General features: G+C 63.6%; 23 protein-coding genes. 3 read left to right on the forward strand and 20 right to left on the reverse strand.

Annotated features, from left to right (window positions below; all coding sequences use genetic code 11):
* Window positions 1–19 precede the first annotated feature (19 nt).
* The 3 genes from HF690_RS00425 to HF690_RS00440 all read right to left on the reverse strand — a co-directional run bounded on the left by HF690_RS00425 (window position 20) and on the right by HF690_RS00440 (window position 3,748).
* The gene (locus tag HF690_RS00425) at window positions 20–640 is read right to left on the reverse strand and encodes a putative toxin-antitoxin system toxin component, PIN family (RefSeq protein ID WP_193568346.1); all 621 of its coding nucleotides are present in this window, start codon (window positions 638–640) and stop codon (window positions 20–22) included.
* 41 nt (window positions 641–681) lie between these two features.
* Window positions 682–2,859 (reverse strand): DUF5916 domain-containing protein, encoded by a 2,178-nt coding sequence (locus tag HF690_RS00435; RefSeq protein WP_168608078.1) that lies wholly within the window; start codon window positions 2,857–2,859, stop codon window positions 682–684.
* Between the two features lie 229 nt (window positions 2,860–3,088).
* Window positions 3,089–3,748: a glutathione S-transferase family protein gene (locus HF690_RS00440; protein WP_168608079.1), complete on the reverse strand. Its 660-nt coding sequence runs from the start codon at window positions 3,746–3,748 to the stop codon at window positions 3,089–3,091.
* A gap of 126 nt (window positions 3,749–3,874) precedes the next feature.
* Here HF690_RS00440 and HF690_RS00445 point away from each other — a divergent pair, with 126 nt between their 5' ends.
* Window positions 3,875–4,813 (forward strand): MBL fold metallo-hydrolase, encoded by a 939-nt coding sequence (locus HF690_RS00445; RefSeq protein WP_113064962.1) that lies wholly within the window; start codon window positions 3,875–3,877, stop codon window positions 4,811–4,813.
* A 6-nt stretch (window positions 4,814–4,819) separates the two neighbouring features.
* On the opposite strand, the gene HF690_RS00450 is transcribed toward HF690_RS00445, so the two are convergent.
* The 10 genes from HF690_RS00450 to cmk all read right to left on the reverse strand — a co-directional run bounded on the left by HF690_RS00450 (window position 4,820) and on the right by cmk (window position 14,881).
* Entirely contained in the window at window positions 4,820–5,167 is a 348-nt protein-coding gene (locus HF690_RS00450) for a tRNA-binding protein (protein WP_168608080.1), read from the reverse strand.
* Window positions 5,164–6,456, reverse strand: coding sequence for an NAD(P)/FAD-dependent oxidoreductase (locus HF690_RS00455; RefSeq protein ID WP_168608081.1), 1,293 nt, complete (start codon window positions 6,454–6,456; stop codon window positions 5,164–5,166). The genes HF690_RS00450 and HF690_RS00455 overlap by 4 nt, the downstream gene beginning before the upstream one ends.
* A gap of 71 nt (window positions 6,457–6,527) precedes the next feature.
* Window positions 6,528–7,400: a UTP--glucose-1-phosphate uridylyltransferase GalU gene (gene galU, locus HF690_RS00460; protein ID WP_113064965.1), complete on the reverse strand. Its 873-nt coding sequence runs from the start codon at window positions 7,398–7,400 to the stop codon at window positions 6,528–6,530.
* Window positions 7,397–9,301 carry a nucleoside-diphosphate sugar epimerase/dehydratase gene (locus tag HF690_RS00465; RefSeq protein ID WP_168608082.1) on the reverse strand — a complete coding sequence of 635 codons (1,905 nt, stop codon included), beginning with the start codon at window positions 9,299–9,301 and terminating at the stop codon, window positions 7,397–7,399. The genes galU and HF690_RS00465 overlap by 4 nt, the downstream gene beginning before the upstream one ends.
* Entirely contained in the window at window positions 9,288–10,319 is a 1,032-nt protein-coding gene (locus tag HF690_RS00470; RefSeq protein WP_168608083.1) for an MraY family glycosyltransferase, read from the reverse strand. Before HF690_RS00470 ends, HF690_RS00465 begins: the two co-directional genes overlap by 14 nt.
* Before the next feature lie 7 nt (window positions 10,320–10,326).
* Window positions 10,327–11,499, reverse strand: a complete 1,173-nt coding sequence (lapB, locus tag HF690_RS00475) for a lipopolysaccharide assembly protein LapB (RefSeq protein WP_168608084.1) — start codon at window positions 11,497–11,499, stop codon at window positions 10,327–10,329.
* Entirely contained in the window at window positions 11,496–11,750 is a 255-nt protein-coding gene (locus HF690_RS00480; protein ID WP_113064969.1) for a lipopolysaccharide assembly protein LapA domain-containing protein, read from the reverse strand. Before HF690_RS00480 ends, lapB begins: the two co-directional genes overlap by 4 nt.
* A gap of 59 nt (window positions 11,751–11,809) precedes the next feature.
* Window positions 11,810–12,100, reverse strand: a complete 291-nt coding sequence (locus HF690_RS00485; RefSeq protein ID WP_113064970.1) for an integration host factor subunit beta — start codon at window positions 12,098–12,100, stop codon at window positions 11,810–11,812.
* A 178-nt stretch (window positions 12,101–12,278) separates the two neighbouring features.
* Complete coding sequence (gene rpsA, locus HF690_RS00490; protein ID WP_113064971.1) at window positions 12,279–13,955, reverse strand: 30S ribosomal protein S1; 1,677 nt, start codon at window positions 13,953–13,955, stop codon at window positions 12,279–12,281.
* A gap of 242 nt (window positions 13,956–14,197) precedes the next feature.
* Window positions 14,198–14,881, reverse strand: a complete 684-nt coding sequence (gene cmk, locus HF690_RS00495) for a (d)CMP kinase (RefSeq protein WP_113064972.1) — start codon at window positions 14,879–14,881, stop codon at window positions 14,198–14,200.
* Window positions 14,882–14,992: 111 nt separating this feature from the next.
* On the opposite strand from cmk, the gene HF690_RS00500 reads away from it, so the two are divergent.
* Window positions 14,993–15,256, forward strand: coding sequence for an acyl-CoA-binding protein (locus tag HF690_RS00500; RefSeq protein WP_168608085.1), 264 nt, complete (start codon window positions 14,993–14,995; stop codon window positions 15,254–15,256).
* Window positions 15,257–15,292: 36 nt separating this feature from the next.
* Here the strand turns inward: HF690_RS00500 and zipA are convergent, their stop codons facing one another.
* The 6 genes from zipA to lysS form a co-directional block, all read right to left on the reverse strand.
* Complete coding sequence (gene zipA, locus HF690_RS00505) at window positions 15,293–16,144, reverse strand: cell division protein ZipA (RefSeq protein ID WP_113064974.1); 852 nt, start codon at window positions 16,142–16,144, stop codon at window positions 15,293–15,295.
* Between the two features lie 119 nt (window positions 16,145–16,263).
* The gene (smc, locus tag HF690_RS00510; protein WP_168608086.1) at window positions 16,264–19,761 is read right to left on the reverse strand and encodes a chromosome segregation protein SMC; all 3,498 of its coding nucleotides are present in this window, start codon (window positions 19,759–19,761) and stop codon (window positions 16,264–16,266) included.
* 211 nt (window positions 19,762–19,972) lie between these two features.
* Window positions 19,973–20,242: a BolA family protein gene (locus HF690_RS00515; protein ID WP_168184703.1), complete on the reverse strand. Its 270-nt coding sequence runs from the start codon at window positions 20,240–20,242 to the stop codon at window positions 19,973–19,975.
* Window positions 20,239–20,538, reverse strand: a complete 300-nt coding sequence (locus HF690_RS00520; protein ID WP_168608087.1) for a YciI family protein — start codon at window positions 20,536–20,538, stop codon at window positions 20,239–20,241. The genes HF690_RS00515 and HF690_RS00520 overlap by 4 nt, the downstream gene beginning before the upstream one ends.
* A gap of 109 nt (window positions 20,539–20,647) precedes the next feature.
* On the reverse strand, window positions 20,648–21,544 hold the full coding sequence (locus HF690_RS00525; protein ID WP_168608088.1) for a hypothetical protein: 897 nt from the start codon (window positions 21,542–21,544) through the stop codon (window positions 20,648–20,650).
* An 82-nt stretch (window positions 21,545–21,626) separates the two neighbouring features.
* Window positions 21,627–23,183, reverse strand: a complete 1,557-nt coding sequence (lysS, locus tag HF690_RS00530; RefSeq protein WP_168608089.1) for a lysine--tRNA ligase — start codon at window positions 23,181–23,183, stop codon at window positions 21,627–21,629.
* 215 nt (window positions 23,184–23,398) lie between these two features.
* Here lysS and HF690_RS00535 point away from each other — a divergent pair, with 215 nt between their 5' ends.
* A complete protein-coding gene (locus HF690_RS00535; RefSeq protein ID WP_168608090.1) occupies window positions 23,399–24,184 on the forward strand; it encodes a hypothetical protein in 786 nt (261 codons plus the stop codon).
* A gap of 64 nt (window positions 24,185–24,248) precedes the next feature.
* Here the strand turns inward: HF690_RS00535 and prfB are convergent.
* A protein-coding gene (prfB, locus tag HF690_RS00540) for a peptide chain release factor 2 (RefSeq protein WP_168608091.1) occupies window positions 24,249–25,380 on the reverse strand; the annotation gives its coding sequence in 2 pieces (ribosomal slippage) (window positions 24,249–25,304 and window positions 25,306–25,380; 1,131 coding nt in all).
* Window positions 25,381–25,414 lie beyond the last annotated feature (34 nt).

Genomic DNA, 25,414 nt, shown 5'->3' on the forward strand with positions numbered 1-25,414 from the left:
TTCCCTCGCGCCGGCCGCTTCAGGCCGGCGCGTTCTCTTCCAGCCAGACCTTCGGCGATTGCACGGCGAACAGGTCGAGCCGTCGCAGACGGCGCGCGAGTTTCAGCAACGCCTTGTCCTTGCTCAGCAGGACATCGGCTTTGGATTGCAGAGCCAGCTCCAGAAACTTCTGGTCGTCCGGGTCCCTGCAGCGCGGAAGCGCCTCCGTTCCCTCGTCCACCGGCACTTCCAGGCATCGATGCAAGGCATCGAATGCTTCGATGGCATGTACCCGTTGTGCGGGCGACAACTTGAACAGCGGATATTGCAGCACGTGCAGGAATTCGTCGCGGCAGGCCGGACTGGTCACCGCATCGCATGCGCCACTTTGCAGCAACTCCAGCAGGGGCCGCCAGTTCGGATCGCGGAACACGTAGAGATCGAGCAGCACGTTGGTGTCCAGCACCAGGCGTGGCCGCGGTGTCGTGCCCGCGCCGGACATCGGAGGATGCCGAAGCAACCAGGCTTCCAGTGCCAGATGGTAGTGCTCCAGCTCATCCTCGTAGGCATCGAGAATGCACGGATCACAACCGCTTCCGCAGCAATCGGACGGCAATGGTTTTTCGGGCGCCTGCGGACGCGGATCGTCATCAATCGACATACCGGACATTGTACGCAGGCGTGCGCGAACCGTCGTCCGGATCAGAGCTCGAATCGATAGGCCAGCTTGATCAGGAACTGCTCGCTGTCACGCAGGTTGAAGCTCTGTCGAAACTGGGTCCCGGTCGAAGTCAGCAACGGTTCCAGCGCGTAGCCGCCACGGCCATAGACGATGTACAGATTCGACAGAGGCGCGAGCTGATAGCGGTAGCGGATCTGGAAACCAAGATTGCGCAGGCTGAAATCCTCGACCGGCTGAGTAGTCGCATGCGCACGCATGTCAGCACCGACTTGGTAGGCCTGCCGCATGCGCGCATCCAGACCCAGCGCCTGCAGACGCACGCGCAATTCCTGGCGCTCGCTCACATTCCAGTTCAACGCCGCGTCCAGCTCCAGGGTGCGGCCATCGAAGCTGCCGACCAGGTTGTCGCGCTGCCAGATCAGCCAGTTCGGCTGGTAGGTGTACGACACGCCCGGCGTGATGCTGAGGCTGTCGGTGAAGAAATACGTCGGCAGAACTTCGACCTCGTAGCCGATCCGTCCCAGCCCAGTCAGGTCGTTGCCGCTCACGCTGGCGGACAGATCCCAGGCCCAGGCACCATGACGGGGCAGGCTTCTTTCCGCATAGAGATTCGCGTTGGCTCGTGTGCGCAAGACATGGTGTCCGCGCGTCAGCAGATCGTCGTGACCGGGCGCATCCAGATTCAGCTGCAGGAAATCGCTGCCTCCATCGCGCCGTTCGTTGTTGCTGATGATGCGGAACTGCCGCTGCAGGGTCAGCCCCTGGTCGTTGGTCATGTTGATGATGCGCCAGCGCCATTCGTGCGAGGCGTAGACCGACGAGGCGGGCAAGTCGGTGAAACGACGACGCACTTCCCAATGCACGTAGTTGAGATTGTTTCTTGGAAGGTATCCAAAATCATTGATATCCAATGATTTCCCAAAATGCATGACCAGCCACTGCTGCGTCCAACGAGGATTCATCTCGTACTGGATCACCGAGGTCGCACCGCTGCCGTGGGTCGTCGCGCCACGCTGGCGGATGGTGTCGCCCACCACGTTGCTGGTGACGGTCCAGGCCGCGTTCGGCTGCCAGACATGATCGACGCCAAGCACCGTGGCATCGCGATCCAGAAATGGATGGTCGACGCGTGTGAGCAACGCGCCCACGGTCTGGGTCTGGAAGTGATGACTGACACGCAGGGCGTCGAATGTGCGGCCGGCCGCTCCGCTCTCCTGTGCCGACAGCACACCGTAGTGCGTATCGCCGATGCTGCCGTTGAGCTTCAGGGCACCGGCGATATCGGCCGGTCCGCTGCCGTCGTCGGCCGGACCGCCGACGCGTCGCGTGTAGATCAGCTGGCTGTTGTCGATCAGCAGGCCGAAATCGAAGAGGCCCTGGTTCTCGGTGAAGAAGGGACGCTTATCGCTGAAGAAAGTCTCCTCGGCGCCGAAGTTGACCACCAGATCGTCGCTCTCGACCTGCCCGAAATCCGGATTGACCGTCGCCGTCAGCTGGGTCTGACCGTTGGGTTTCCAGAAGATATCAGCACCGGTCTTGAACTGGTTGCCGCCATGCACCTGGTCGTGCACAGCGGAAACGTAGGGCGTAACGGCCAGCAACGACTGCCTGTAGGACGGCAGCGTCACCTTGTGGAAGTCGGACAAAAACCGCGCGCGCGTGAAGCTGGCGGTCGGCCAGGCCATGCGCTCGCCGGTGGAACCGATCACGCGATCGAGATACAGCCCGATGGTGCGCTGCCCGTTCGTGGCCCGACGCATGGGAGCGATGTACCAGGGAATGAGCATCTCCACGGTCCAGCCTTGTGCATCCTCGCTGACCGCATGCTTCCAGTCGCCGTCCCAATCCTTGTTGAAGCTGGATTCGTTGGTGATGACTTCGTCGATGACGCTGCCCGACAACGCCACCGTGAAGTCATAGCCGGTGCGCCCGTCCCCGTCGAAGTCGATCATCACGTTGACACGATCCACCTGCGCCTCCTCGTCGCGACGCGTGCGCTGATGCGTACGCGTCACACCGGGCGGCTGCGTGACGCGAAAGGCCACTGCCAGCCCTTTCGGCGTGGACAGCACCCAGGCTTCGGTGGGCAGCGAACCGGGCTTGCCAGTGAGCGGCTGCACATCGCGGAACTGCGTGATATGACGCGCGCCAGCCCACTCGCCCGGCGCCATCCGGCCATCGATCTTCACTTTCGCCATCGCGGGCAGTGCCACCAGACACAGACACAACAGCGCATGACGCGTACACGTGCGCAGAACGGAATGTCGACTCGAAGGCATACCGGACACAATCGAAAAGGAAGTGCACGCAGTCTAGGCAGGCTACATGCCGGTGCCGACTGGCAGAGGTCATGCCAACCTTTTCCGTCTCACCGGCATCACCGTCTAGTTGGAAACTTTCTCGATGAACACGACCACTACCGCAGATTCAAACCTTCGGCTCCGCCTCGATGCGCTGCACGGCGCGCCGATAGGCCGGGCGCGCGTGGATCTGCTGCAGGAATCGCTCGATGCAAGGGATCGGTACCCCCACGTCATCCCGCACGGAAAGCGCTTCGAGGGGTGTGCTCATCTGGATATCCGCCGCCGTGAAGTCCTCGCCGGCGAACCAGGCGCGTTCGGCCAGGGAGCGCTCGACCCATTCCGCATTGCGCTCCAACCCGGGTTGGAGATAGCCACGGCGCACACGCCCGGAAATCGCCCGCGCCAGCGGACGCACCGGCCACGGCGCACGGTCGATGCGATCGAACACCAGCCCCATGACCAGAAAGGGCATCAGCGAACCTTCCGCATAGTGCATCCAGTACGTGTACTCGCGCCGCTCCTCCGTGCCCGGAGAGGGCTGCAGGCGTCCGTTCCCGTAGGTGTCCAGCACGTATTCGATGATCGCACCGGACTCGGCCAGCACGAGATCGCCATCGGAAAAAATCGGTGCTTTGCCCAGCGGATGCACCGCCCGCAGCGAAGCCGGCGCCAGACCCGCCGCATTGCGCGCATATCGCCGCAGCGTGTACTCGATACCCAGCTCTTCCAGCAACCAGACAATGCGCAGCGAGCGCGAGGTTTCCAGGTGATGCACCGTAATCATGAAAAGCGTCCTTCGAGACATGCGCAGACCCTGCGCCGTGCAGGGTTCGCGCCACGTTAGCAGGCTGAAGCATTCGCGCACATGCGCTACCGTATGCCTCCAACGACGAACCGGAACCCGCACCTCATGCAGTCCGAAAACGGCATTCACACCATCGACACGGGCTTTCATCGTCCACGATTCGATGCAGCCTACCTGCTGGTGGAAAACGACCGAGGCGCATTCATCGATTGCGGAACCAACCATTCCGTGCCGCGCATGCTCGATGCGCTCGACCGGGCCGGCCTGCAACCGGAACAGGTCGACTGGCTGATTCTCACCCACGTGCATCTCGATCACGCCGGCGGCGCGGGTGAACTGATGGCGAAGCTGCCGAATGCGAAGCTGGTCGTGCATCCTCGCGGCGCACGGCACATGATCGACCCGAGCAAACTCTGGGCCGGTGCCAGCGCTGTCTATGGTGAGGCCGTCATGGAGCGCGACTACGGGCGCCTGAGGCCGGTGCCCGCCGAACGCGTGGTCGAGGCCGAAGACGGATACGTGGTGGAATTCACTGGCCGTCCGTTGATGTGCCTGGATACGCCCGGTCATGCGCGTCACCACAACGCGGTCTGGGACCCGCACAGTCGCTGCTGTTTCACCGGCGATACGTTCGGCCTTTCCTACCGCGACCTGGATACCGAGGCCGGTCCTTTCATCCTGCCGACCACTTCGCCGGTGCAGTTCGACCCGGATGCACTGCACGCATCGATCGAACGCCTTCGCGCCCTGCAGCCGCAGGCGATGTATCCGACTCATTTCGGGCGCATCGAGGACGTCGAAAGGCTGGCACGCGACCTGCACGAACAGATCGATGCCATGGTCGTCATCGCGCTGGCTTGCGACGAACATCCGGACCGTCATCGGGCGCTGGTCGATGCCTTCGGTGAACTGTACGCACGCCGCGCAGCGCGGCATGGCTGGACCGGCGGCCGCGACCTGCTGCTGGAACTGCTCGACGTCGACATCGAGCTCAACGCCCAGGGACTGGAAGTCTGGCTGGACCGCCTCAAGCGCGATCGATAATGCGGTTCAGGACATCCGCGTACCGTTGGGTACCGGACGTTCCAGCGTGGTGATCACGACGCCAGCCTCGGTCTCGAAGCCGGTGAGCAGGAACTGCGAGCGGACCGGACCGATCTGCTTTTCGGGGAAATTGATAACCCCGACGATCTGCCGCCCGACCAGATCTTCGGGTGCGTACAGTGCCGTGACCTGGGCGCTGGTCTTCTTCTCGCCATACGGTCCAAAATCCACCCACAGACGGTATGCCGGCTTGCGTGCCTCGGGAAACGCCTCCACGCGCGTGACCGTGCCTGCGACCAGCAGCACACGCTGGAAATCCGACCATTCGATCGTCTCGACCTGCATCGTGCTCATCGTCGTTCCCGTGCATCCTTCCACGCATCGCGCAGCTGCAGCCACAAGTAGCTGGCCTGCGCAGCAAGATAGCCCAGCGGGCGCCAGGCCGACACCAGGCCATAACGGTGAAAAGTCTCCCAGTCCCGGTCATCCCCGGCAATGGCCGCGGCCAGCAATTCGCCGGCCACGCACGTCGGGGCAAGGCCATGGCCGCCGAAAGCCTGCGCCCACCACAATCCCTCTCCGTCACCGCCGACCTGCGGCATCTCGTGCCGCGCATAACTCATCAAGCCGGACCAGGCGTAGTCGATGCGTGCATGGGCGAGCTGCGGATAGACACGGGCCAGATCGCGACGGAGAAGTCTCTTGACGTCTTCCGGAGAGCGGTTGCGAATGGAGATGCGACCGCCCCAGAGCAGCCGATCGTCCCTCAGCTTGCGGTAGTAGTCGAAGGCGAAACGCGTGTCGTATACAGCGCTTTCCGTGGCGATGGTGTCGTGCAGTGCCGCGCCGAGCGGTTCGGTCACCATCACGTAGGTGGCGATAGGCAGCACGGCACGATCCACTTGCGGTTGCAGACCGGACAGATAGCCGCCGCAGGCCAGCACGACCTGGGGCGCACGGAGCTCACCTTCGTCGGTGCGCACGACCCAGGCCTCGCCCTCGCGCGTCAGCGAAACTGCCCGACTGTGTTCGTGGATGGTCACGCCCTGTTTTACCGCGGCGCGCGCGAGTCCCCGCGCGTATTTCAACGGGTGCAGATGCAATGCATTGCGCTCGAACAATGCGTCGGTATAGCGGCGCGTGCGCAACTGCTCACGCAACACGGCCTGAGGCACCCATGTCCACTCGGTATCGAAATGGCGAGCCAGCAGCCGCTGCCGGTCCAGCAGTCGCCGTGGATCGCTGAACCAGTTGGCCCAGAGCACGCCGGCATCGACCGTGTCGCAATCGATGTCGTATTCGGCTATCCGTCCTCGGATCCTTCGAACGGCCTCGACCGTGCGCAGAAAAAGTGCCTTTGCGGCTTGTGCACCGAGCTGATTCAGCAGGGCCTGCTCGCCAAGGGAGTAGCCGGCGAACACGAATCCGCCATTGCGCCCGGAGGCGCCGAAACCGATCCGCTCGCTTTCCAGCAGACAGACATCGCGGACGCCTCGCTCGGCCAGACCGAGCGCCGTATTGAGGCCGGCAAATCCGCCGCCGACCACGATCACACTGGCATCGCGGCACCCCTGCAGCGGTTCGTACACGGGAACGTCTGCCGCCGTGGCTTGATAATACGAAAGCGTGGCGTCTTCGTTCATGCGGACACCTCTGGCCTGATCCGCTCCGCGGCATAGCGGTTCACGGGAAAGATGCGCGGTGACGAACGCGCTCAGTGATCGGCGAGCACTTCGTGCACGGCCGACGCCAGCTCCGGATCGCGCAGCGCAAGATGCAGCGTCGCGCGCACCAGGCCGCGCTTGTTGCCACAATCGAAACGTTGTCCCTGGAAACGGTAGGCCAGCACGCTCTGCTGATGCAGCAGGCCCTCGATCGCATCGGTCAGCTGGATCTCGCCGCCGCTGCCGGGACGTGTCTGCTCGAGCAAATCGAAAATACGACTCGGCAGGACATAGCGTCCGACCACGCCGAGATTGCTCGGTGCATCCTCGGGATTCGGTTTCTCGACCATGTGGCGAATCTTGGCCGCACGTTCATCGACCTCGTCACCGGTCGCGACGATGCCGTACTTGTGGGTCTGGTCGTTCGGCACTTCCTCGACCGCGATCACGCCAGCGTCATGCGTCAGCGCGGCCTCGGCCATCTGGCCCAGCGCGCCCACGCCGTCATGCAGAATCAAATCGTCGGGCAGCATCACGCCGAACGGCTCGTCGCCCACTACCGGCTTGGCGCAGAGTACGGCATGCCCCAGCCCCAGGGCCTCCGGCTGCGTGACGAAGATCGCGCGGACATGCGAGGGAAGCGTGCTGCGCACCAGTGCCAAAAGCGCATCCTTGCCCTTTTCCTCGAGCTTGGCCTCCAGCTCGTAGGCCTTGTCGAAGTAGTCGGCGATGGCGTGCTTGTAGCGATTGGTGACGAAGATCAGCGTATCGGCACCGGCATCGACGGCTTCGTCCACGGCGTACTGGATCAGCGGACGGTCCAGTACCGGCAGCATTTCCTTGGCCACGACCTTGGTCGCGGGAAGGAAACGGGTGCCTAGACCGGCCACGGGAAAGACGACTTTGCGCAAACGCTTGCTCATGCGGCTCCTTCATTTTCTGCAGGGTGCAACGGCACGACGTTGTCGGATGCCGGTGTTTCATTCCAGCGGAACTCCGGAAGCAGATGCGAGATGAGATCCTGCATGGTGTCCTCGTCGCAGTCGCGCACGGACTTCTCGAGTTGGTCCAGCTGCGCACAGAGAAGCTCCCAGGCCATCTCGCGCGAGCGAGCCAGGAAGATCTTCGCATGCGTGGTCGCGCAATATTCCTCGCGCGCGTGGAACAACTCCTCGAACAGCTTTTCACCGGGGCGCAGGCCGGTGAACACGATCGGCACATCCTCTCCGGGTTCCTTGCCCGCCAACCGGATCATCTGCTCGGCCAGATCGCGAATGCGGATCGGTTCGCCCATGTCCAGCGCGAAGATCTCGCCCCCCTGCCCCAGCGCCGAGGCCTGCAGAATCAGCTGGCAAGCTTCGGGAATGGTCATGAAGTAACGCGAGATCTCCGGATGCGTCACCGTGACCGGTCCGCCCTTGCGGATCTGCTCGCGGAACAGCGGTACGACCGATCCGGCGGAATCCAGTACGTTGCCGAAACGTACCGTGACGAAATGCGTGCGCCGCGACTGCCGCGAGAAGTTCTGGCAGAAAATCTCGGCCACACGCTTGCAGGCGCCCATGACACTGGTCGGATTGACCGCCTTGTCAGTGGAGATCAGGACGAAATGATCGACACCGCAACGATCCGCCGCGCGGGCAACCACTCGTGTGGTCAGGACGTTGTTGCGCACAGCCTCGCGCATCTGCCTTTGCAGCATAGGCACGTGCTTGTAGGCAGCGGCATGGAACACGATCTTCGGACGATACTTGTCGAACAGGGCATCGACGGCCGGCTGATCGCCGGCGTCGACCAGCAGCGCATGCAGCACCAGCTCCGGATACTGCGCACCGAGTTCACGCTCGATTCGATAGAGGTTGTATTCGCAGCTTTCCACGATGACCAGTTCGCTGGCTCCGAGCCGAGCGACCTGGCGACACAGTTCCGAACCGATCGAACCGCCGCCGCCCGTCACCAGTACCGTGTGCCCACTGATACTGGTGCGGATCGCAGTCCAGTCCAGCTGCACGCTGTCGCGACCAAGCAGATCCTCGATGGCGACATCCTTGATCTGGTTGAACTGCGCGCGCCCCGCCACGACATCGTCCAGACGTGGAACCGTGCGGAACGGCACACCGGTCGCCTGACACAACTCGACCACCCGGCGCATCTGCGCCGTACTTGCTCCGGGCTGCGCGATGAGCAGCATCTCCGCGGCCACTTCGCCGGCCAGCGCCGGAAGCTGATCCAGTCGACCCAGTACGGGGATGCCGTGCACACGCGCACCGCGCAGCGCGGCGTCGTCGTCGACGAAGCCGACCAGCCGATAGCGGCTGTCGCGACGAAGGTCACGCGCCAGTGTCTCGCCGGCGCGACCGGCGCCGATCACCAGGACTCGACGGCTCTTCTGGCTGGCGAAGAGATCCAGGCGGCTGTCCTTCCAGAAACGGTAGGCCAGACGCGGCCCCCCCAGCAGAACCGAGAGCGTGACCGGGTAAAGGAACAACACCGACCGCGGCACACCGGCCAGACGACTGTAGAGAAACAGTGTCAGTCCGATGCCGAGCGTGCCCACGACGGCCGCGCGGGCGATGTTCCAGAGATCGGGCAGACTCGCAAAGCGCCAGAGTCCCTTGTATAGACCGGTCCAGGCGAACACGGCGCCCTGCACGGCCAGCACGATGGGGAATTCGAGAGGCAGGAAGTCCGCCTGCCCCGTGGTGTGCACCAGAACATAACGCAATGCCTTGGCGAGCCACCAGGCCAGCGCGACCATGGCCAGGTCGTGCAGCACGACAGCCAGTCTCGGATGGATCACGCCGATCAATCTACGCGTGCGCATGCCCGCCCCTCCTCGACACGCGCTGCAGACAATGTCGACGCACCAGCCACCAGATCAGCATGGTCACCGCATACGCGATCACGCAGATCCAGAATGCAAATCGCGGATCGCGCGCGGACAGCCACGCCAAGGGAGCGACAACCGCCAGGTTGTAGATCAGATAGAGCCATCCGGTTCGTCCGTGGGAAAAGCCGCTGCGTACCAACCATTGGTACAGATGCTCGCGGTGTGCAGTGTACCAACGACGGCCTCGCAGTATGCGACCGACCAGCGTCATGCCCGCATCGACCATGAAGACCGCATGCAAGATGAGAACCGTCCACAACGCCGCAATATCTTCCCGGCACCATAACGCGGCCAGCATGAACACCAACAAGCCGGCGCCGCCGCTGCCCACGTCGCCCATGAAAATGCGTGCCGGCGGCAGGTTATAGACCAGGAACCCCGTTGCCGCGGCGGAGAGCGCGAGATTCAGCATGGCCAGATGCGGCAGCCCCTGCCATGCGCACAACACCGCCGAGAACCACCCGACGAACACCAGTTGCATGCCGAGCATGCCGTCGCTGCCGTCCATGAAGTTGTGCAGATTCACGCTCCATGCGGCAACCAGCACCATCGGGGGCAACCACCAGAACGACCACCCGGCCGACACGACCAGACATGCGCAGAACAAGGCAGCCGCCAGCAGATGCACAACCAGTCGCGGCAAAGCCGGAAGGTTTCGGTGATCGTCCAGCCAGCCGACGCAAGCGACCAGCAGCGCAGCCAACAGAAAAGCCGCGCCAAGCATGGAGGGCAAGGTGAACCAAAGCACCGGCGCCATCCCGAGCAAAGCGCCGAGAATCAGTCCCAACCCCCCGCCACGCGGCGTCGGCAGCGTATGTGAACGGCGCTGTCCCGGGTGATCGAGCATGCCGCGCCGGCGTGCGTAATCGACCATGAATCCGGTGACCAGCACGGCGACGAGCATGGACACCAGAACGGACACGGTCGCCAGGACGAGCAGATGCAGGTTCATGGGCGACTCACTCGTTGGCCACGCCGAGAATCGGCAGCACCGTCGACCAGTTCTTGCAACTCGGACACTGCCAGTGGTGCGCCTTGGCACCGAACCCGCACTGGCTGCAGCGATACATCGCCTGCCCGGCCAACAGCTTGCGCGTCAGGTCGCGCAGGATGAGGAAGTTGGCATGCGCCTCGCCGGATACCTTGTCCATGGTCGCGTCGATGAGCGCCATAAGGCCGCGCACCGAAGGCCGCATGCGCAGTTGCGCAGTGAGGAACTCGACAGCGGCGCGCTCGCCATCGCGTTCGCGGTAGATCTGCGTCAACGCGAGCACGGGCGAGATGCCGTGATACTGCTCGATGACATCCTGCAGAAAATTTTCGGCACGCGTCATGTGCCCGGCTCGGGCATAGCTTTGCAGCAGAGGCGGGAGGATCTCGGGAACGAAGGCCAGATTGGAGCGTGCGGCACATTCATAGCTCTCAATAGCCGCCTCGTCGTCGCCAGCATGCGCATGCATGGCGCCATCGATCATGTGCGCACGCACGCATCCCGCCTCGTGCTCGAACGCCTGCTTCAAATAATTGGCGGCATCTTCCACGGCGCCGTGATGACGCGCCTGTTCGGCCAGTTCGCAATAGAACTGGGCGATGTCGTGCGATTGCGACTGACCTGTCATCTTCTCCAGGCGGCGGGCGTGCTCGATCGCCTGATGCCAGTCGCGTTCGTGCTGGTAGATGGCGATCAAATGACGCAGGGCCGAGGGGGCATGCGCGTTCATCGCGGCCAGATCGGCGAACAGCGTCTCGGCGCGATCGAGCAGACCGGCACGCATGTAGTCTTCGCCCAATTCGAGCAGCGCGACCGTCTTCATGTCGTCGCTGAGATTGGGGCGCGAGACCAGATGCTGATGGATGCGAATGGCGCGATCGACCTCGCCTCGGCGACGGAACAGATTGCCCAGCGCCAGATGCGTCTCGACGGTGTCGCGATTGTATTCGGCCAGACGCAGGAAGACCTCGATGGCCTTGTCCTGCTCCTCGTTGAGCAGATAATTCAGGCCCCGGAAGTAATCCGAGGACAGTGCGTTCACGCGTGCGCCGGAATGACGCGCACCGGCACGCCGCGCAATCCACCAGCCGCTCAGAAAGGCCAGCGGCAGTAGTGCGCTCAACAGATAGATCGGATTCATGCGTCGGCCACGTCCTTGCGAGCCTTGCGGGTTCGACGCCGGTCGCGCAGATGCCTCGCGCTGACGCCCCACCAGGCAGTGAATCCGCCCAGCAGCCAGCCCAGCACGAGCGCCGCGAGCAATGCGCCGCCCTTGGGAAGTTCCGCTTGCGCGAAACCGAAGTCATAGCCGACCAGGTCGGCATTCAGTGCGCCGAACACGACGCCGGCGGCAATACAGACGAGCAGCAGAATGAGAATCAGGATGCGCATGCGCAAAGACTACCCGATTGCCCCTTCGACGCACAGACACGCCGTGCGTGCTGCGACGATCAGTCGTCGCCGCCGTTGTTGACGCGTTCGCGCAGTTCTTTGCCCGGCTTGAAATGCGGCACGTGCTTGCCCGGAAGGGCCACGGCCTCGCCGGTCTTCGGGTTGCGACCCATGCGCGGCGGCCGATAGTGCAGCGAGAAGCTGCCGAAGCCACGCACCTCGATTCGGTCGCCTTCGGACAGTGCGCGACTCATCTGCTCGAGCAGACCCTTCACGGCCATCTCGACATCGCTGTAGGCCAGATGCGTCTGTCCGCGCGCCAGCGCTTCAATCAGTTCGGATTTGGTCATGGTACCCGCAGTTTCCCTGGTGCACAGACCGTACAGCTCCCCTGTCAAGCCGTGCCTTGTTTGCAATCTGCTCCCCCTGTGCATGACGCATGCGGATGCGCCACGCGAGCAGGAATACCCCATCTTTCACAACAAGACCGTGCGGGGCGGCACAAACCGCCCCGCACTCGTCCCTTCCTTACTCGGAGTCGGGCTTGTTCATCTGCTCCTGCAGCAACGCACCCAGCTTGGTGGTGCCGCCGGCAGTACCCTGGTACTCGGCCAGCGTTTCCTTCAGCTCGGCCTCGTCCTTGGCGCGGATCGAGATCTGCAGCATGCGACCACGACGATCCATGCCGGTGAAGCGGGCTTCGACTTCGTCACCGACCTTGAGATGATCGGTGGCGTCCTCGATGCGCTCCTTGGCAATGTCGTTGGCACGCAGGTAGGCCTCGACACCATCGCCCAGGTCGACCACGGCGCCCTTGGCGTCGACTTCCTTGACCGTGCCCTTGACGATCGTGCCGCGCGGATTCGCCGCCATGAACTGGCCGAACGGATCCTGCTCCATCTGCTTGATGCCCAGGCTGATGCGCTCGCGCTCGGGATCGACCGCCAGCACCACCGCCTCGACTTCCTCGCCCTTCTTGAAGTCGCGGATCAGGTCTTCACCACCCTGCCACGAGATGTCGGACAGATGCACCAGACCGTCGATGCCGCCTTCCAGACCCACGAAGATGCCGAAGTCGGTGATCGACTTGATCTGACCGGAGACCTTGTCGCCCTTGTTGTGCATGGCGGCGAAGGCTTCCCACGGGTTGGACTGGGTCTGCTTGATGCCCAGCGAGATGCGGCGACGCTCCTCGTCGACGTCCAGCACCATGATCTCGATCTCGTCGCTGACCTGGACGACCTTGGCCGGATTGACGTTCTTGTTGGTCCAGTCCATCTCGGACACGTGGACCAGACCCTCGACGCCCGGCTCGATCTCGACGAAGCAGCCGTAATCGGTGACGTTGGAGACCTTGCCGAACAGGCGGCTGCCGACCGGGTAGCGGCGGGAGATGTTGACCCACGGGTCGTCGCCCAGCTGCTTCAGACCCAGCGAAACGCGGTTGCGCTCGCGGTCGAACTTCAGCACGCGCACGTCCAGCTCGTCGCCGACGTTGACGACTTCGGACGGATGGCGCACGCGCTTCCAGGCCATGTCGGTGATGTGCAGCAGGCCGTCGATGCCGCCCAGGTCCACGAACGCGCCGTAGTCGGTGAGGTTCTTGACCACACCGTGCACGATCGCGCCTTCGGTCAGGCGCTCCAGCAGCTTCTCGCGCTCCTCGGAGTACTCGCTCTCGACCACCGCGCGGCGGCTGACGACGAGGTTGTTACGGCGGCGGTCCAGCTTGATGATCTTGAACTCGAGGTCCTTGCCCTCGAGGTAGCTCGGATCGCGCACGGGACGCACGTCGACCAGCGAACCGGGCAGGAAGGCGCGAACGTCGCGAATGTCGACGGTGAAGCCGCCCTTGACCTTGCCGGAGATCTTGCCGGTGACGATCTCGTCCTTGTCGAAGGTTTCTTCCAGGTCGTCCCACACCATGGAACGCTTGGCCTTCTCACGCGAGAGCTTGGTCTCGCCGAAGCCGTCTTCGAGGGCTTCCAGCGCAACCTTGACCTCGTCGCCGACCTCGACTTCGAGGTCGCCGTTCTCGTTCTTGAACTGCTCGATCGGAACGATGCCTTCGCTCTTCAGGCCGGCGTTGATGACGACAACGTCGGGGCGGACCTCGACCACGATGCCGGACACAATGGCGCCGGGCTTGAGTCGGGCGAGGGTCTGTTCACTCTGTTCGAACAGTTCAGCGAAACTTTCAGTCATGTGATTTCCGTAGGATGGTAAAGGCCGAGGCCCGCATGTCCCGTAGGTTGTTCGCAGCCGGACTTGCGCTGCGTTGGATGCGGAGAAAACGGCCCGCCTGTTGTGGGTGCATCGGCACCGTTGATGTCAGTCCGTGCCGCGGCTCGGACTCCGTAAATGAGGCATCGGAAGCAGGTCTGGGAAACTTGCAAACCAAGTCCACGACCGCCCTTTTGCCCCCTTCTCCCCTGGGACGCGGACCTTCAGTCCGGCTGTACCAGGGCAATGACCTTTGCAACCACCGCGTCGATGGGCATGCCGGTCGAATCGACGAGCAATGCGCCCTCGGCGGGTTTGAGTGGAGCCACGGGGCGACTGGCGTCGCGTTCATCCCGTGCCTCGATCTCACGTTGCAGACCAGAAATTGTAACGCTGAGACCCTTTTCCTTCAACTGCTTATAGCGTCTTTTTGCACGCTCGGCAGCACTGGCCGTCAAAAAGACCTTGAACGGCGCATCCGGAAAGATCACGGTGCCCATGTCGCGACCGTCGGCGACCAGTCCCGGACGCTTGCGAAACGCCAATTGCTTGTCCCGCAAGGCTTCTCGCACGGCAGGAATGGCCGCGACCGCGGACGCGGCCGCGCCGCAGGTCTCGGTGCGGATCTCGTCCGTGGCGTCATGCCCGTTCACGACCACCCGGGTGTCGCTGCCGTCCTCGCTCGGCCGAAAGCGGATTTTTGCCGCCAGCGCGCAGCGCGTGACCGCATCGGCATCCGTCAGGTCGATATCCGCCATTGAGGCAGCGTACCCGACCGCGCGGTACAACGCGCCGGAATCCAGCATGTGCCACCCCAGACGTTCGGCCACCAGTCGACTGACCGTCCCCTTTCCGGAACCGGATGGGCCGTCGATGGTCAGCACAGGGGCAAGGGGCTTGGAAGGCATGGCGACTCCGAATCAGGGCAATCCGGACCATTCTAGCCCGCGTTGACCCGTTTTCGGACGCATGCTACAAGCCGAGGGCATTCAGGGGGAATGCGGAAACGTGCCTGATTCATGACCGACCTACCGTCCCTGTTCGAACGCGCCGTGACTGCGGCCCGCCGTCTGCCGGAGCGACCCGGCAACGACACCCTGCTACGCCTCTACGCGCTCTACAAGCAAGCCACTGAAGGCGATGCAGACGGCCCGCAGCCGGGTTTCTTCGACTTCGTCGGCTGCGCCAAGCGAGAAGCGTGGGAGCAACTCGCCGGCATGACCGACGACGAGGCCATGCGCAACTACATCACGTTGGTGCGCGCACTCGGCGCCAAGGTCTGAGCCATCCCCGGACTGCACGCCGGACACGCATCCCGATCAGGGACCGAAACCGATCTCGTCGCCCTGATGTTTGCGATCCCAGGCCCGTAATTCATCGCGGATGTGCGCAATGCGCTGTCGTCCCAGCGCATTGTGCTCGTCGTCGAGCACCTGCCCGCCCAACAGCTCGGCCATGCGCTGAGCCGTCGGCAGCATTGCGTCCCAGGCGTCCAGCGCCGAGACCGGGCCCGGAAGCGTCATGAAGAAGCTCAGGCCGGTAGTCGTCAGATCGACAACTCGGCTCAGATCGAAACTGCCCGGCTGCAGCATGTTGGCCACGCTGAAGATCGGCCCCAGCTCTGGCTTGCCTTCGAGCAGTCGATGGAAAATGCCCTTGTGGCCGAAATCCAGCCCGGCCTTGTCGGCGGCCACCACGAGATCGGCCCCCTGAAACACCGCGTTGCCCGGTGCCACTACATTGACCGCAACGATGCGCTCCACCGGCAGATCGGCAGGCCGCTGTCCCAGAGTCGAACGATGCGGATCGTGCGCCGGAGCAGGTGGTGCGGGCGCGGTGCGCTGCGCGGGCTCGATCGGAGGCAGCTCGATTTCCTCGACGTCGGCTTCCGGCTCGCTCTTCTGGGTCTCCAGCAGCGAAGCCTGGAACGGTTCGACCTGCGTGGTGCGCAAGTCCTCGTCGGGCATCGCATCGTCCGCGTCGAGTCCGTCTTCCTCTTGCGCATCGACACCGAATGTCGGTTCGCGACGCTCACCGCGAGAACCGGAGGGCGGCACCGGTTGACGGCGCCCCTGTCCGGGCTTGCGTGGCTGACCAAACAGCCAGATCAGGCCCAACACGATGAGGCCGATGATCAACAACGGAATGCCGACGGCGGGGTTCCAGTGCATGCCCTACTCCAGAGTTCTTTCGCGAACGGTCTTGTGCGCGCCGACGCCGTTCACGTCGACCGATGCCGCCTATTCTTGCGCCTGTCGCAGCGCAAGCCAACCTTCCGAATGGCTACGGTTCAGGCCGCACCCGCCAGACGCGCGGCCTCGGCCAGGTCGACCTGCACCAGACGCGACACGCCCGGTTCGCGCATGGTCACGCCGCACATCTGCTCGGCGGCCTCCATGGTCGACTTGTTGTGGGTCACGAACAGGAACTGCACGCGGTCGCTCATTTCCTTGACGACGTTGGAAAAACGTCCGACGTTGGCCTCGTCCAGCGGCGCGTCGACCTCGTCGAGCAGACAGAACGGCGCGGGATTGAGCGCGAAGATCGAGAACACCAATGACACCGCGGTCATGGCCTTCTCGCCGCCGGACAGCAGCGTGATGTTGCTGACGCGCTTGCCCGGCGGGCGCGCCATGATGGTCACGCCGGTATTGAGCAAATCATCGCCGGTCAGCTCGAGGTAGCCGTGACCGCCGCCGAACAAACGCGGGAACAGTTCCTGCATGCCGGCGTTGACCTTGTCGAAGGTTTCCTTGAAACGCTGACGGGTCTCGCGATCGATCTTCTTGATCGCGTTCTCGAGCGTCTCGAGCGCGCTGCCGAGATCCTCCAGCTGCGCATCCAGGTATTTCTTTCGCTCAGCCTGTTCTTCGTATTCCTGAATCGCCGCGAGATTGACCGGCTCCAGTCGCTGGATGCGCTGCGCCAGGGTCTCCAGATCCTTCTTCCAGACCGAGGCGTCGGCGTCCTCGGCCAGCTCCTGCAGCAGCGCTTCCGGTTCCAGGCCGAGTTCGCCGATGGATTCTTCCAACTGCCGCGCGCGAAGTTCCAGCGCCTGCGCGGACATGCGCTTCTCGGACAGGGATTCGCGTTTGGCCTGCAGCGTCTGCTCGAGTTGCTGGCGATCCTGCTCCAGACGCCGCACCTGGGCGTCGCTCTCTTCGACGGCGCGACGCGCCTCGACCAGTTTCTTGTCGACCAGCAGCCGCTGATCCAGGCACGCCTGACGTTCGGCCTCCAGTTCGGCGATCGGACTGGAGCCTTCTTCCAGCTGCTGTTCGATAGCTTCACGGCGCGCCTGCAATTGCTGCAGCTGGGCCTCCATGCGTGACACGGACTGCTTCAGCGACTGCTGCGCGGAACGGCGCGATTCCAGACTGAGCGCCAGCTCATGCGCCTGATCGGAGGCGTCGCGTGCGTTCATGCGCGCTTCCTCGCGCGCTTCGAGCAGAGTGCGACGCTCGTTGTCCAGTTCGCGGCGACGGTCTTCCAGGTCGCCCATGCCGGAAACGGTCTGATCCAGACGCGAACGCGCCTCGCGGGTCTGCTCCTGCAACGCCGCGTGGTGTTCGTTCAGTTCCTTGAGCTCGCCCTCGATCTTCTCGGCACGCGCACGCGCCGTTTCGACCTTGCCGCGATGACTCTGCAATTGCCCGGCCAGTTCCGAAAGACGCCGGTGCGCGGTGTACAGCTCACGCTGGGCATCGTCACGCACACGCTCGGCTTCAGCCTTCTCGCTGCGCAGCGTCTCGAGTTGTTCCGTCAACATCTCCACGCGCGTTTCCAGTTGCTGCACCTGTTCGCGCAGCTGCTGGATCTCGCGCTCACGTGCCAGCACGCCCACCTGATTGTCACCGGCGCGGCGCACACGCGCCCACTGCGGCGAAAGCCACAGACCGTCGCGGGTGATGACGGATTGCTGCGGCGACAGATCCGCGACCCGCTGCTGCGCGGCCGAGGCGCTGTCGGCGGTATGCACTTGCGCCAGAAGAGCCATGGCCGCAGCCGGGCCCTGCACATGTCCGGCCAACGTTCCCGCCGTCGAAGCAGCGGATTCCTGTGCGACCACGGTGATACTGGCGTCGTCGAGTTGCTCGAGTTCGTCGATCAGCTTGTGCGGATCGTCGACCAGCACGCCATCGAGCATACCGGCAAGCACCGTTTCGACGGCGGTCTCCCAACCGGGCTCGACCTTCAGCGCTTCACCAAGACGACGCGCCTTGTCCAGGCCGAGCCGCGAAAGCCATTCACTCGCTGCGCCCTCGTCCTGGCCGAGCGCCGCATGCTGCAGCGCCTCGAGTGAGGACAGACGCCCGGAGGCAGTCTGCAACGCGTGGCGGGTCTGATTGAGCTCGGCCTGCGTCTCGCGTTCACGCTCGATCACGCCTTCGTGGGCCTGCTTGCGTTCTTCCAGTGCGGCACTGAGCGATTCGACCTGAACGCCCTGCCGCTCATGATCGCTGGCCAGCGTCTCGGCCGCGGCGGCCAACGCCTCGACGTCGCTGGCGCGTTGTTCGGTCTGCAGCGCTTCACGGCGGCGCGACAGATCCAATGCCTGCCGGTCCAAATAATCCAGGCGGGTACGCTCGACCTCCGCGGCACGCGACGCCTCGGAAGCCGTGCCCGTGTGCTTGTCCCAGCGCTCCTGCCAGTCGGACAACTTCGCCTCGGCGTCGCGCTGGGCTTCGGCGGTGGCCTGCTTGGCCTCGCGCAACGTCTCCAGCTTGGGCGTGCCCTCTTCCAGCGCGGTGTTCAACGTGGCCAGCTGTTCGCGATCGGCATCCAGATGGCTGACCAGTTCGCCATGCTCGCGCTCGGCGTCGGCCTTGGCGCGCTCGAGACGCTCGGCGGTCTCCTGGTTGTGCCGAACCTGCTGCTCGACACGGGCGATCTCCGCGCCGATGCGGTAGACCTCGCCCTGCACCTCGTTCATGTGCTCGTTGGCGGCGTGATGGTGCTCGCGCGTGGACTCGATGCGCGCCTGCAGTTCACTCTGCTCGGCGACGAACTTCTCGATCTCCAGCTCGGACTTGCGCAGTCCTTCGCCCTGACTCTCGTGCTTGCGGCGCACGCCCCGGTATTCCAGCGCCTGCAGCTCGGCCTGCTTGCGTTTTTGCTCTTCCTTGTAGCCCTTCCAGCGTTCGGCCGCGCGCGCCTGGCGATTGAGGTGCTCGAGCTGTTTCTCGACTTCCTCGCGCACGTCGGAAATGCGTTCGAGGTTCTCACGCGTATGACGGATACGGGTCTCGGTCTCCTTGCGCCGCTCCTTGTACTTGGAGATGCCCGCGGCCTCCTCCAGATGCCCACGCAACTCGTCCGGATGCGAGTCGATGATCTGGCTGATCATGCCCTGCTCGATGATCGAGTAGCTGCGCGGCCCCAGGCCGGTTCCGAGAAAGATGTCCGTGATGTCGCGACGACGGCAGCGGCTGCCGTTGAGGAAGTACTGCGACTGGCCGTCGCGGCTGACGGTGCGCTTGACCGAGATTTCCGCGTACTGCGCGAACTCGCCCTGCACCGTGCCGTCGCTGTTGTCGAAGATCAGTTCGACCATCGCCTGCCCGACCGGCTTGCGCGCGCTGGAACCGGAGAAGATCACATCGGTCAGCGAATCGCCGCGCAGGCGGCTGGCCGCACTTTCGCCCATCACCCAGCGAATGGCATCGATGATGTTGGACTTGCCGCAGCCATTGGGACCGACAACGCCGGTCATGTTGGTGGGCAGATGCAGGGTGGTCGGATCGACGAAGGACTTGAATCCGGCCAATTTGATGGTGGTCAGGCGCATGCGTGTCCGTATTCGCTGGAGTTCGCCCGGTCGTCAACGCCGGACTTCATCGGTTCGTGGAGCCATGTCAAGCCGCCACTGTGCCAAGGGTGTCATGCAGGCGCAATCTGCGAATTGAGCAGCCATTTAAATCAATGGCTTGCACAACACTCCTCAGGTTAAATCACCCGTCGGATCCGGCGTTACCGAGCCATTCTTGCGGGCGGACGCCCTACGGGGCCTCTCCCGGCGCGTGGGCCTCGATGGCCAACGCGTGAATACCGTCGCCCATCAACGCCCCCACGGCATCGTAGACCAAACGGTGCCGCTTCAGGGGGAGCAGACCCGCGAAGGCCTCGCTGGTGACGCGCACCCGGTAATGCCCCTGCCCCTCGCCGGCATGCCCGACATGCAGATGACCTTCATCGAGCACTTCCAGCGACACGGGCCGCAGCGCCTCGGCGACCCGCGTGCGAATCTGCTCGACCATCTCTGCGCTCATGGCATCACCTGGATGAACGGCTGCACGTCGACGCGCGCATAGACGCCGGTCTCGACATACGGGTCGGCATCGGCCCAGGCGCGAGCCGCGTCCAGGGATTCGAATTCCGCCACGATCAAGCTGCCGCGGAACCCGGCAGGTCCCGGCTCCGTCGAATCGATGGCCGGGAACGGTCCGGCCAGACGGATGCGGCCTTCGGACTGCAGCGCCTGCAGACGGGCCAGGTGTGCCGGACGCGCGGCTTTGCGCTTGTCCAGCGACTCGGGATGATCGAATCCCATGATGACGTACCACATGGCGGAACTCCGCAAGAACTCGGGCCGCAGAGTCTAGTGCATGCCTGCCCGCGATGGGTCGACACATCATCACGCCGCGCCGCGTCAGCCTCGCGCAACGGCGGCACGATTATCCCTTGAAGGTTTTGGCGCCATTGCGTTTGGCGAAGGGCGCGTACTTGTCGGCCTTGTCCACGAAGACCTTGCTGAAACTCTTCCCCGCATGATCCTTGCTGCCGACCACATGACCGAGAGCCGTATGTACACGACTGCCATCACCACCGCCGTGGAAGTCACGCCCCGCCTCGGCGAGCATCAGGTTGCTCATCTTGTGGGCCCATTTCTGACCGCGTGAAGTCAGGCCCGCCTGGCCGAAGGACGTCGCCGCCGCATCTCGGTCACCTGCAATCATGTGCTGCATCCCGGTGGCGACGTGCGACCGCCGCTCCTCGAGCGAGGCATCCGAGCGCCAGTAGACCTTGTCCCCGCTTCCGGCATTCGCCAGCCTCTTGTCGAGACGAACGGCAAGATCGGGGTAATCGTAGATCTTGCTCTTGTCCTTCACCCGGCTGTTCCAGACGGCGGCGATGTCGTTGCCGACGTGCAGCGAATGCACGCCCATCTGGCCCGGGGCGAACTCGACCTTGCGATTGACCGTCTTGACCTGCTTGCGAACCGACTTGATGTCCCCGTGCCCGCGCACGGCTTCCGACATGGACAGGATTGCCCCCGTCTGCTCGGGAATCTTCGCGAAATCGAGCGCCGCGTACTTTTGCACGTCCGCAAGCTTGCGCTTGCCGGGGATGCCCACTCCGCCGGCCATGTTCATGGTCGGCTGCTTGTTTCCCAGATCAAGCAGCGCCCGGTACTCCTCCTGGCTGATCGATTTTCGGCTCTGGCGCTTCGGCAACGACGATTTCGACACCGGAGAAGAACGCTTTTTGTTGATCGGGGAATTCCGTTTGTCGACGCCCAGATCGACCACTTTCTTGGGCGGTCCCTTTCCGCCTCGACCCCGACCAGACATGGCTCCGCTCCTTCGACGCATCGTCCTGATGATGCGTCGAAACTAGATCCGCAGCAGCGGCTCGGTCAAGCCAGGAATGCGCTCAGGCTTCGGGCCGCATGTACGGGAACAGCAGCACATCGCGGATCGATGCCGAATCGGTCAGCAGCATGACCAGACGGTCGATGCCGACGCCCAGCCCACCGGTCGGGGGCAGGCCGACTTCCAACGCGCGGATGTAGTCGGCGTCGAAGTGCATGGCTTCGTCGTCACCCGCATCCTTGGCCTCGACCTGGGCACGGAAGCGCGCGGCCTGATCCTCGGGATCGTTGAGCTCGGAGAAGCCGTTGGCGATTTCCTTGCCGCCGATGAACAGCTCGAAGCGGTCGGTCATGCCCTTGTCGGTGTCGTTCTCGCGCGCCAGCGGCGAGACCTCGACCGGGTGGTCGGTGATGAAGGTCGGCTGGATCAGGTCGCCCTCGACTGTCTTCTCGAAAATCTCCAGCAGAATCTTGCCCCAGCCATAGGACGGCTTGACCGGCACGCCCAGACGCTCGGCATGCGCGGCCATGGCTTCGCGGTCGCGGATGTCTTCCGGCTTGATCTCCGGGTTGGCCTCGAGCACGGCCTGGTCCATGCGCCAGCGGCGGAACGCCGGCCCCAGGTCAATGTCCTGACCGTCCCAGGTCACCTGTGTGGTGCCGAGCACATGTTGCGCGGCATCGCGGATCATGGCCTCGGTCAGGTCCATCACCTCGTGGTAGCTGGCGTAGGCCTGGTACAGCTCCAGCATGGTGAACTCGGGATTGTGCCGCGTGGACACGCCCTCGTTGCGGAAGTTGCGGTTGATCTCGTAGACGCGGTCGAAGCCGCCGACGACCAGACGCTTCAGATACAGCTCCGGCGCCACGCGCAGGTACAGCTGCATGTCCAGCGCGTTGTGGTGGGTGACGAACGGACGCGCCGTGGCGCCGCCGGGGATGACGTGCATCATCGGCGTCTCCACTTCCATGAAGCGGCGCGGCTCGTCCTCCAGCCACTGGCGGAGACGGCCGATGATGCGCGAGCGCTTGCGGAAGGTCTCGCGCGCCTCGGCGGTGACGATCAGGTCGGTGTAGCGCTGACGGTAGCGGCGCTCGACGTCGGCCAGACCGTGGAACTTGTCCGGCAGCGGACGCAGGTTCTTGGTCAGCAGCTTCAGCGCATCGACCCTGATCGACAGCTCGCCGGTCCGGGTGCGCATCAGCACACCCTCGGCGCCGATGATGTCGCCGGTGTCCCAGCCCTTGAAGGCGTCGTAGGTGTCGTCACCCAGCGTGCCCTTGTGGATGAACAGCTGAATGCGCGCGGTGAAGTCCTGCAACTGGACGAAGCTGACCTTGCCCTGCACGCGCTTGAGCATGATGCGGCCGGCCACCTTCACGCGGCGCGCCTGCGCCTCGATGGTCTCGGCGGGCCAGGCTTCGGCGTCGGCGTACTCGGCCTGCAGGTCGCCGGCAAAGGCATCCGGACGGAAATCATTGGGAAACGCCACGCCCTGCTCGCGCAAGGCACGCAGTTTCTCGCGACGCTCGGCGATCAACTTGTTGTCGCCGGCCTCGGCCTGCGCCGCTGCCAAGGATTCTGCCGGTGCTTCGCCGGAACCGTGTGTTGCCGTCATCGGGGGAGCCTGTACCAAGTGGAACTGCGCAGTGTATGCGAGCGGCCGCGCATCACAAAGCCTTGCGAGGTCATGATCACCCCTGAAAACGACCTATCGGTTGGATATAGACCGTTTACCGCATTGCGGCACGAGATACGTCGAGCAAGCCTAGAGCGATGGGGCCGCAGAACATCGACGCGACACCCGGTATCCCCTACCGAGGAGAAAGCACGATGAAATTCCGTTACCACACCACCCTGCTGACCGCGCTGCTGGCTCTTGTCGCCGCCTTCGCGTCAGCCTCCGCCTTCGCCGCCGACGAGAAGAAGGACGACGCGAGCCACCGCAACATCACCTCCGAATGGATTCTGTGGGTCAAGCGTGGCGATGAACAAGCGTTCGAAGCCGCCATCAAGAAATACGCCGCCTGGCGCAAGGATCAGGGCGAAAACACGCGTTGGGACATCTACCAGCCTGTCGTCGGTTCCGACCTGGATCACTATGTGATCCGTTCCGAGAACCACACCTGGGCCGACTTCGACGCCAACAGCAAGTGGGCCATGGAGCACAAGGCCGGACCGCAGTACATGGAAGACGTGGCGCCATACGTCAAACACGAGGAGCACTACTTTTCCGCCTATGACACCAAGCGCAGCCACTGGATGTCGGACGAGGGATACCGCTATTTCGCGGTCTACAGCTATCACTTCAAGCCCGGCAGCCGGGATACCGTCAAGAACGTGCTGAGCAAGATCCACAAGGCGGTGACCGACGAGAAGTGGCCGCACAGCTACGGTATCGAATACACCATCGGCGGCAAGGAGGGCATGAGCGTGGTCATGCCGATGAAAAACTATGCCGACATGGAAGAGCCGAACCCGAACCTGATGAAGGTCGTGGCCAAGTCGCTGGGATCGGAGACGGCCGCGAAAGCACTGTGGCACGATTTCGCCATGGCGATCCATAAACGCAGCATGGCGATCTATATGCACCGGCCCGATCTGTCGACGCCGAAGTAGGACTTCCGCGCGATACACGCGAACAGACAGCCGCTCCGGAAACGGAGCGGCTGTTTCATTTGGATCAGGCGTTGGCGTCGGCGCGTTTGGCGCCAGCTTCGAGACCGGACTTCAGCGCACCCTCGACGAATTCATCCAGATCGCCGTCCAGCACCTTCTGCGTGTCGCTGCGCTCGATACCGGTGCGCAGATCCTTGATACGCGACTGGTCCAGCACGTAGTTGCGGATCTGGCTGCCCCATCCGATGTCGGACTTGGTCGCTTCCAGCGCATCCTTCTCGGCATTGCGCTTCTGGATCTCCAGTTCGTACAGCTTCGCGGCCAGCATCTTCATCGCACGATCACGGTTGGCGTGCTGGCTGCGTTCGGTCTGACAGGCCACGACCACGCCGCTGGGTATGTGCGTGATACGCACGGCGGACTCGGTCTTGTTGACGTGCTGACCACCGGCACCGGAAGAACGGTACACGTCGGTCTTCAGGTCGGCCGGATTGATGTCGATGTCGATGCTGTCGTCGACCTCGGGCGAAACGAACACCGAGGTGAAGCTGGTGTGGCGACGATTGTCCGAGTCGAACGGACTCTTGCGCACCAGGCGATGCACGCCGATCTCGGTCTTCAGCCAACCGTAGGCGTAGTCGCCTTCGACCCGCAGCGTGGCCGATTTGATGCCCGCCACTTCGCCGCCGGAGACTTCCAGCAGCTCGGTCTTCCAGCCGCGGTGCTCGCACCAGCGCAGGTACATGCGCAGCAGCATCTCGGCCCAGTCCTGCGCCTCGGTGCCGCCGGCGCCGGCCTGGATATCGACGAACGCATTATTGGCGTCCATCTCGCCGGAGAACATGCGCTGGAACTCCAGTTTATCGACACGGCGCGCCAGCCCGTCGACATCCTTCTGCACGGAATTCACCGTGTCCTCGTCGCCATCGTCGGCGGCCAGTTCCAGCAATTCGCCGGCATCGGAAAGCCCGGCGGTCAGACTGTCGATACCGGTGACGATTTGTTCCAGGCGGGCGCGTTCGCGGCCCAGATCCTGCGCACGCGACGGATCGTCCCACACCGTGGGATCTTCCAGTTCGCGGGTGACTTCCTCTAGACGTTCACGCTTGCCCGGGTAGTCAAAGAAACCCCCTGAGCGCGTCGACGCGGCTCTTGAGGTCCGCGATCTGCGCAAGGATCGGATTGATCTCGATCATGATGATGTTCCGTACGAATGCATCGCCCGACGCC

The organism is Oleiagrimonas citrea (genome assembly GCF_012395255.1).
In the GTDB taxonomy this organism is placed as follows: Bacteria; Pseudomonadota; Gammaproteobacteria; order Xanthomonadales; family Rhodanobacteraceae; genus Oleiagrimonas; species Oleiagrimonas citrea.

What these genes read in the sequence shown, in the direction of transcription:
- HF690_RS00425 (WP_193568346.1), bottom strand. Translation starts at nt 640, where the DNA reads ATGTCGATTGATGACGATCCGCGTCCGCAGGCGCCCGAAAAACCATTG.
- HF690_RS00435 (WP_168608078.1), bottom strand. Translation starts at nt 2,859, where the DNA reads ATGGCGAAAGTGAAGATCGATGGCCGGATGGCGCCGGGCGAGTGGGCT.
- HF690_RS00440 (WP_168608079.1), bottom strand. Translation starts at nt 3,748, where the DNA reads ATGATTACGGTGCATCACCTGGAAACCTCGCGCTCGCTGCGCATTGTC.
- HF690_RS00445 (WP_113064962.1), top strand. Translation starts at nt 3,875, where the DNA reads ATGCAGTCCGAAAACGGCATTCACACCATCGACACGGGCTTTCATCGT.
- HF690_RS00450 (WP_168608080.1), bottom strand. Translation starts at nt 5,167, where the DNA reads ATGAGCACGATGCAGGTCGAGACGATCGAATGGTCGGATTTCCAGCGT.
- HF690_RS00455 (WP_168608081.1), bottom strand. Translation starts at nt 6,456, where the DNA reads ATGAACGAAGACGCCACGCTTTCGTATTATCAAGCCACGGCGGCAGAC.
- galU (WP_113064965.1), bottom strand. Translation starts at nt 7,400, where the DNA reads ATGAGCAAGCGTTTGCGCAAAGTCGTCTTTCCCGTGGCCGGTCTAGGC.
- HF690_RS00465 (WP_168608082.1), bottom strand. Translation starts at nt 9,301, where the DNA reads ATGCGCACGCGTAGATTGATCGGCGTGATCCATCCGAGACTGGCTGTC.
- HF690_RS00470 (WP_168608083.1), bottom strand. Translation starts at nt 10,319, where the DNA reads ATGAACCTGCATCTGCTCGTCCTGGCGACCGTGTCCGTTCTGGTGTCC.
- lapB (WP_168608084.1), bottom strand. Translation starts at nt 11,499, where the DNA reads ATGAATCCGATCTATCTGTTGAGCGCACTACTGCCGCTGGCCTTTCTG.
- HF690_RS00480 (WP_113064969.1), bottom strand. Translation starts at nt 11,750, where the DNA reads ATGCGCATCCTGATTCTCATTCTGCTGCTCGTCTGTATTGCCGCCGGC.
- HF690_RS00485 (WP_113064970.1), bottom strand. Translation starts at nt 12,100, where the DNA reads ATGACCAAATCCGAACTGATTGAAGCGCTGGCGCGCGGACAGACGCAT.
- rpsA (WP_113064971.1), bottom strand. Translation starts at nt 13,955, where the DNA reads ATGACTGAAAGTTTCGCTGAACTGTTCGAACAGAGTGAACAGACCCTC.
- cmk (WP_113064972.1), bottom strand. Translation starts at nt 14,881, where the DNA reads ATGCCTTCCAAGCCCCTTGCCCCTGTGCTGACCATCGACGGCCCATCC.
- HF690_RS00500 (WP_168608085.1), top strand. Translation starts at nt 14,993, where the DNA reads ATGACCGACCTACCGTCCCTGTTCGAACGCGCCGTGACTGCGGCCCGC.
- zipA (WP_113064974.1), bottom strand. Translation starts at nt 16,144, where the DNA reads ATGCACTGGAACCCCGCCGTCGGCATTCCGTTGTTGATCATCGGCCTC.
- smc (WP_168608086.1), bottom strand. Translation starts at nt 19,761, where the DNA reads ATGCGCCTGACCACCATCAAATTGGCCGGATTCAAGTCCTTCGTCGAT.
- HF690_RS00515 (WP_168184703.1), bottom strand. Translation starts at nt 20,242, where the DNA reads ATGAGCGCAGAGATGGTCGAGCAGATTCGCACGCGGGTCGCCGAGGCG.
- HF690_RS00520 (WP_168608087.1), bottom strand. Translation starts at nt 20,538, where the DNA reads ATGTGGTACGTCATCATGGGATTCGATCATCCCGAGTCGCTGGACAAG.
- HF690_RS00525 (WP_168608088.1), bottom strand. Translation starts at nt 21,544, where the DNA reads ATGTCTGGTCGGGGTCGAGGCGGAAAGGGACCGCCCAAGAAAGTGGTC.
- lysS (WP_168608089.1), bottom strand. Translation starts at nt 23,183, where the DNA reads ATGACGGCAACACACGGTTCCGGCGAAGCACCGGCAGAATCCTTGGCA.
- HF690_RS00535 (WP_168608090.1), top strand. Translation starts at nt 23,399, where the DNA reads ATGAAATTCCGTTACCACACCACCCTGCTGACCGCGCTGCTGGCTCTT.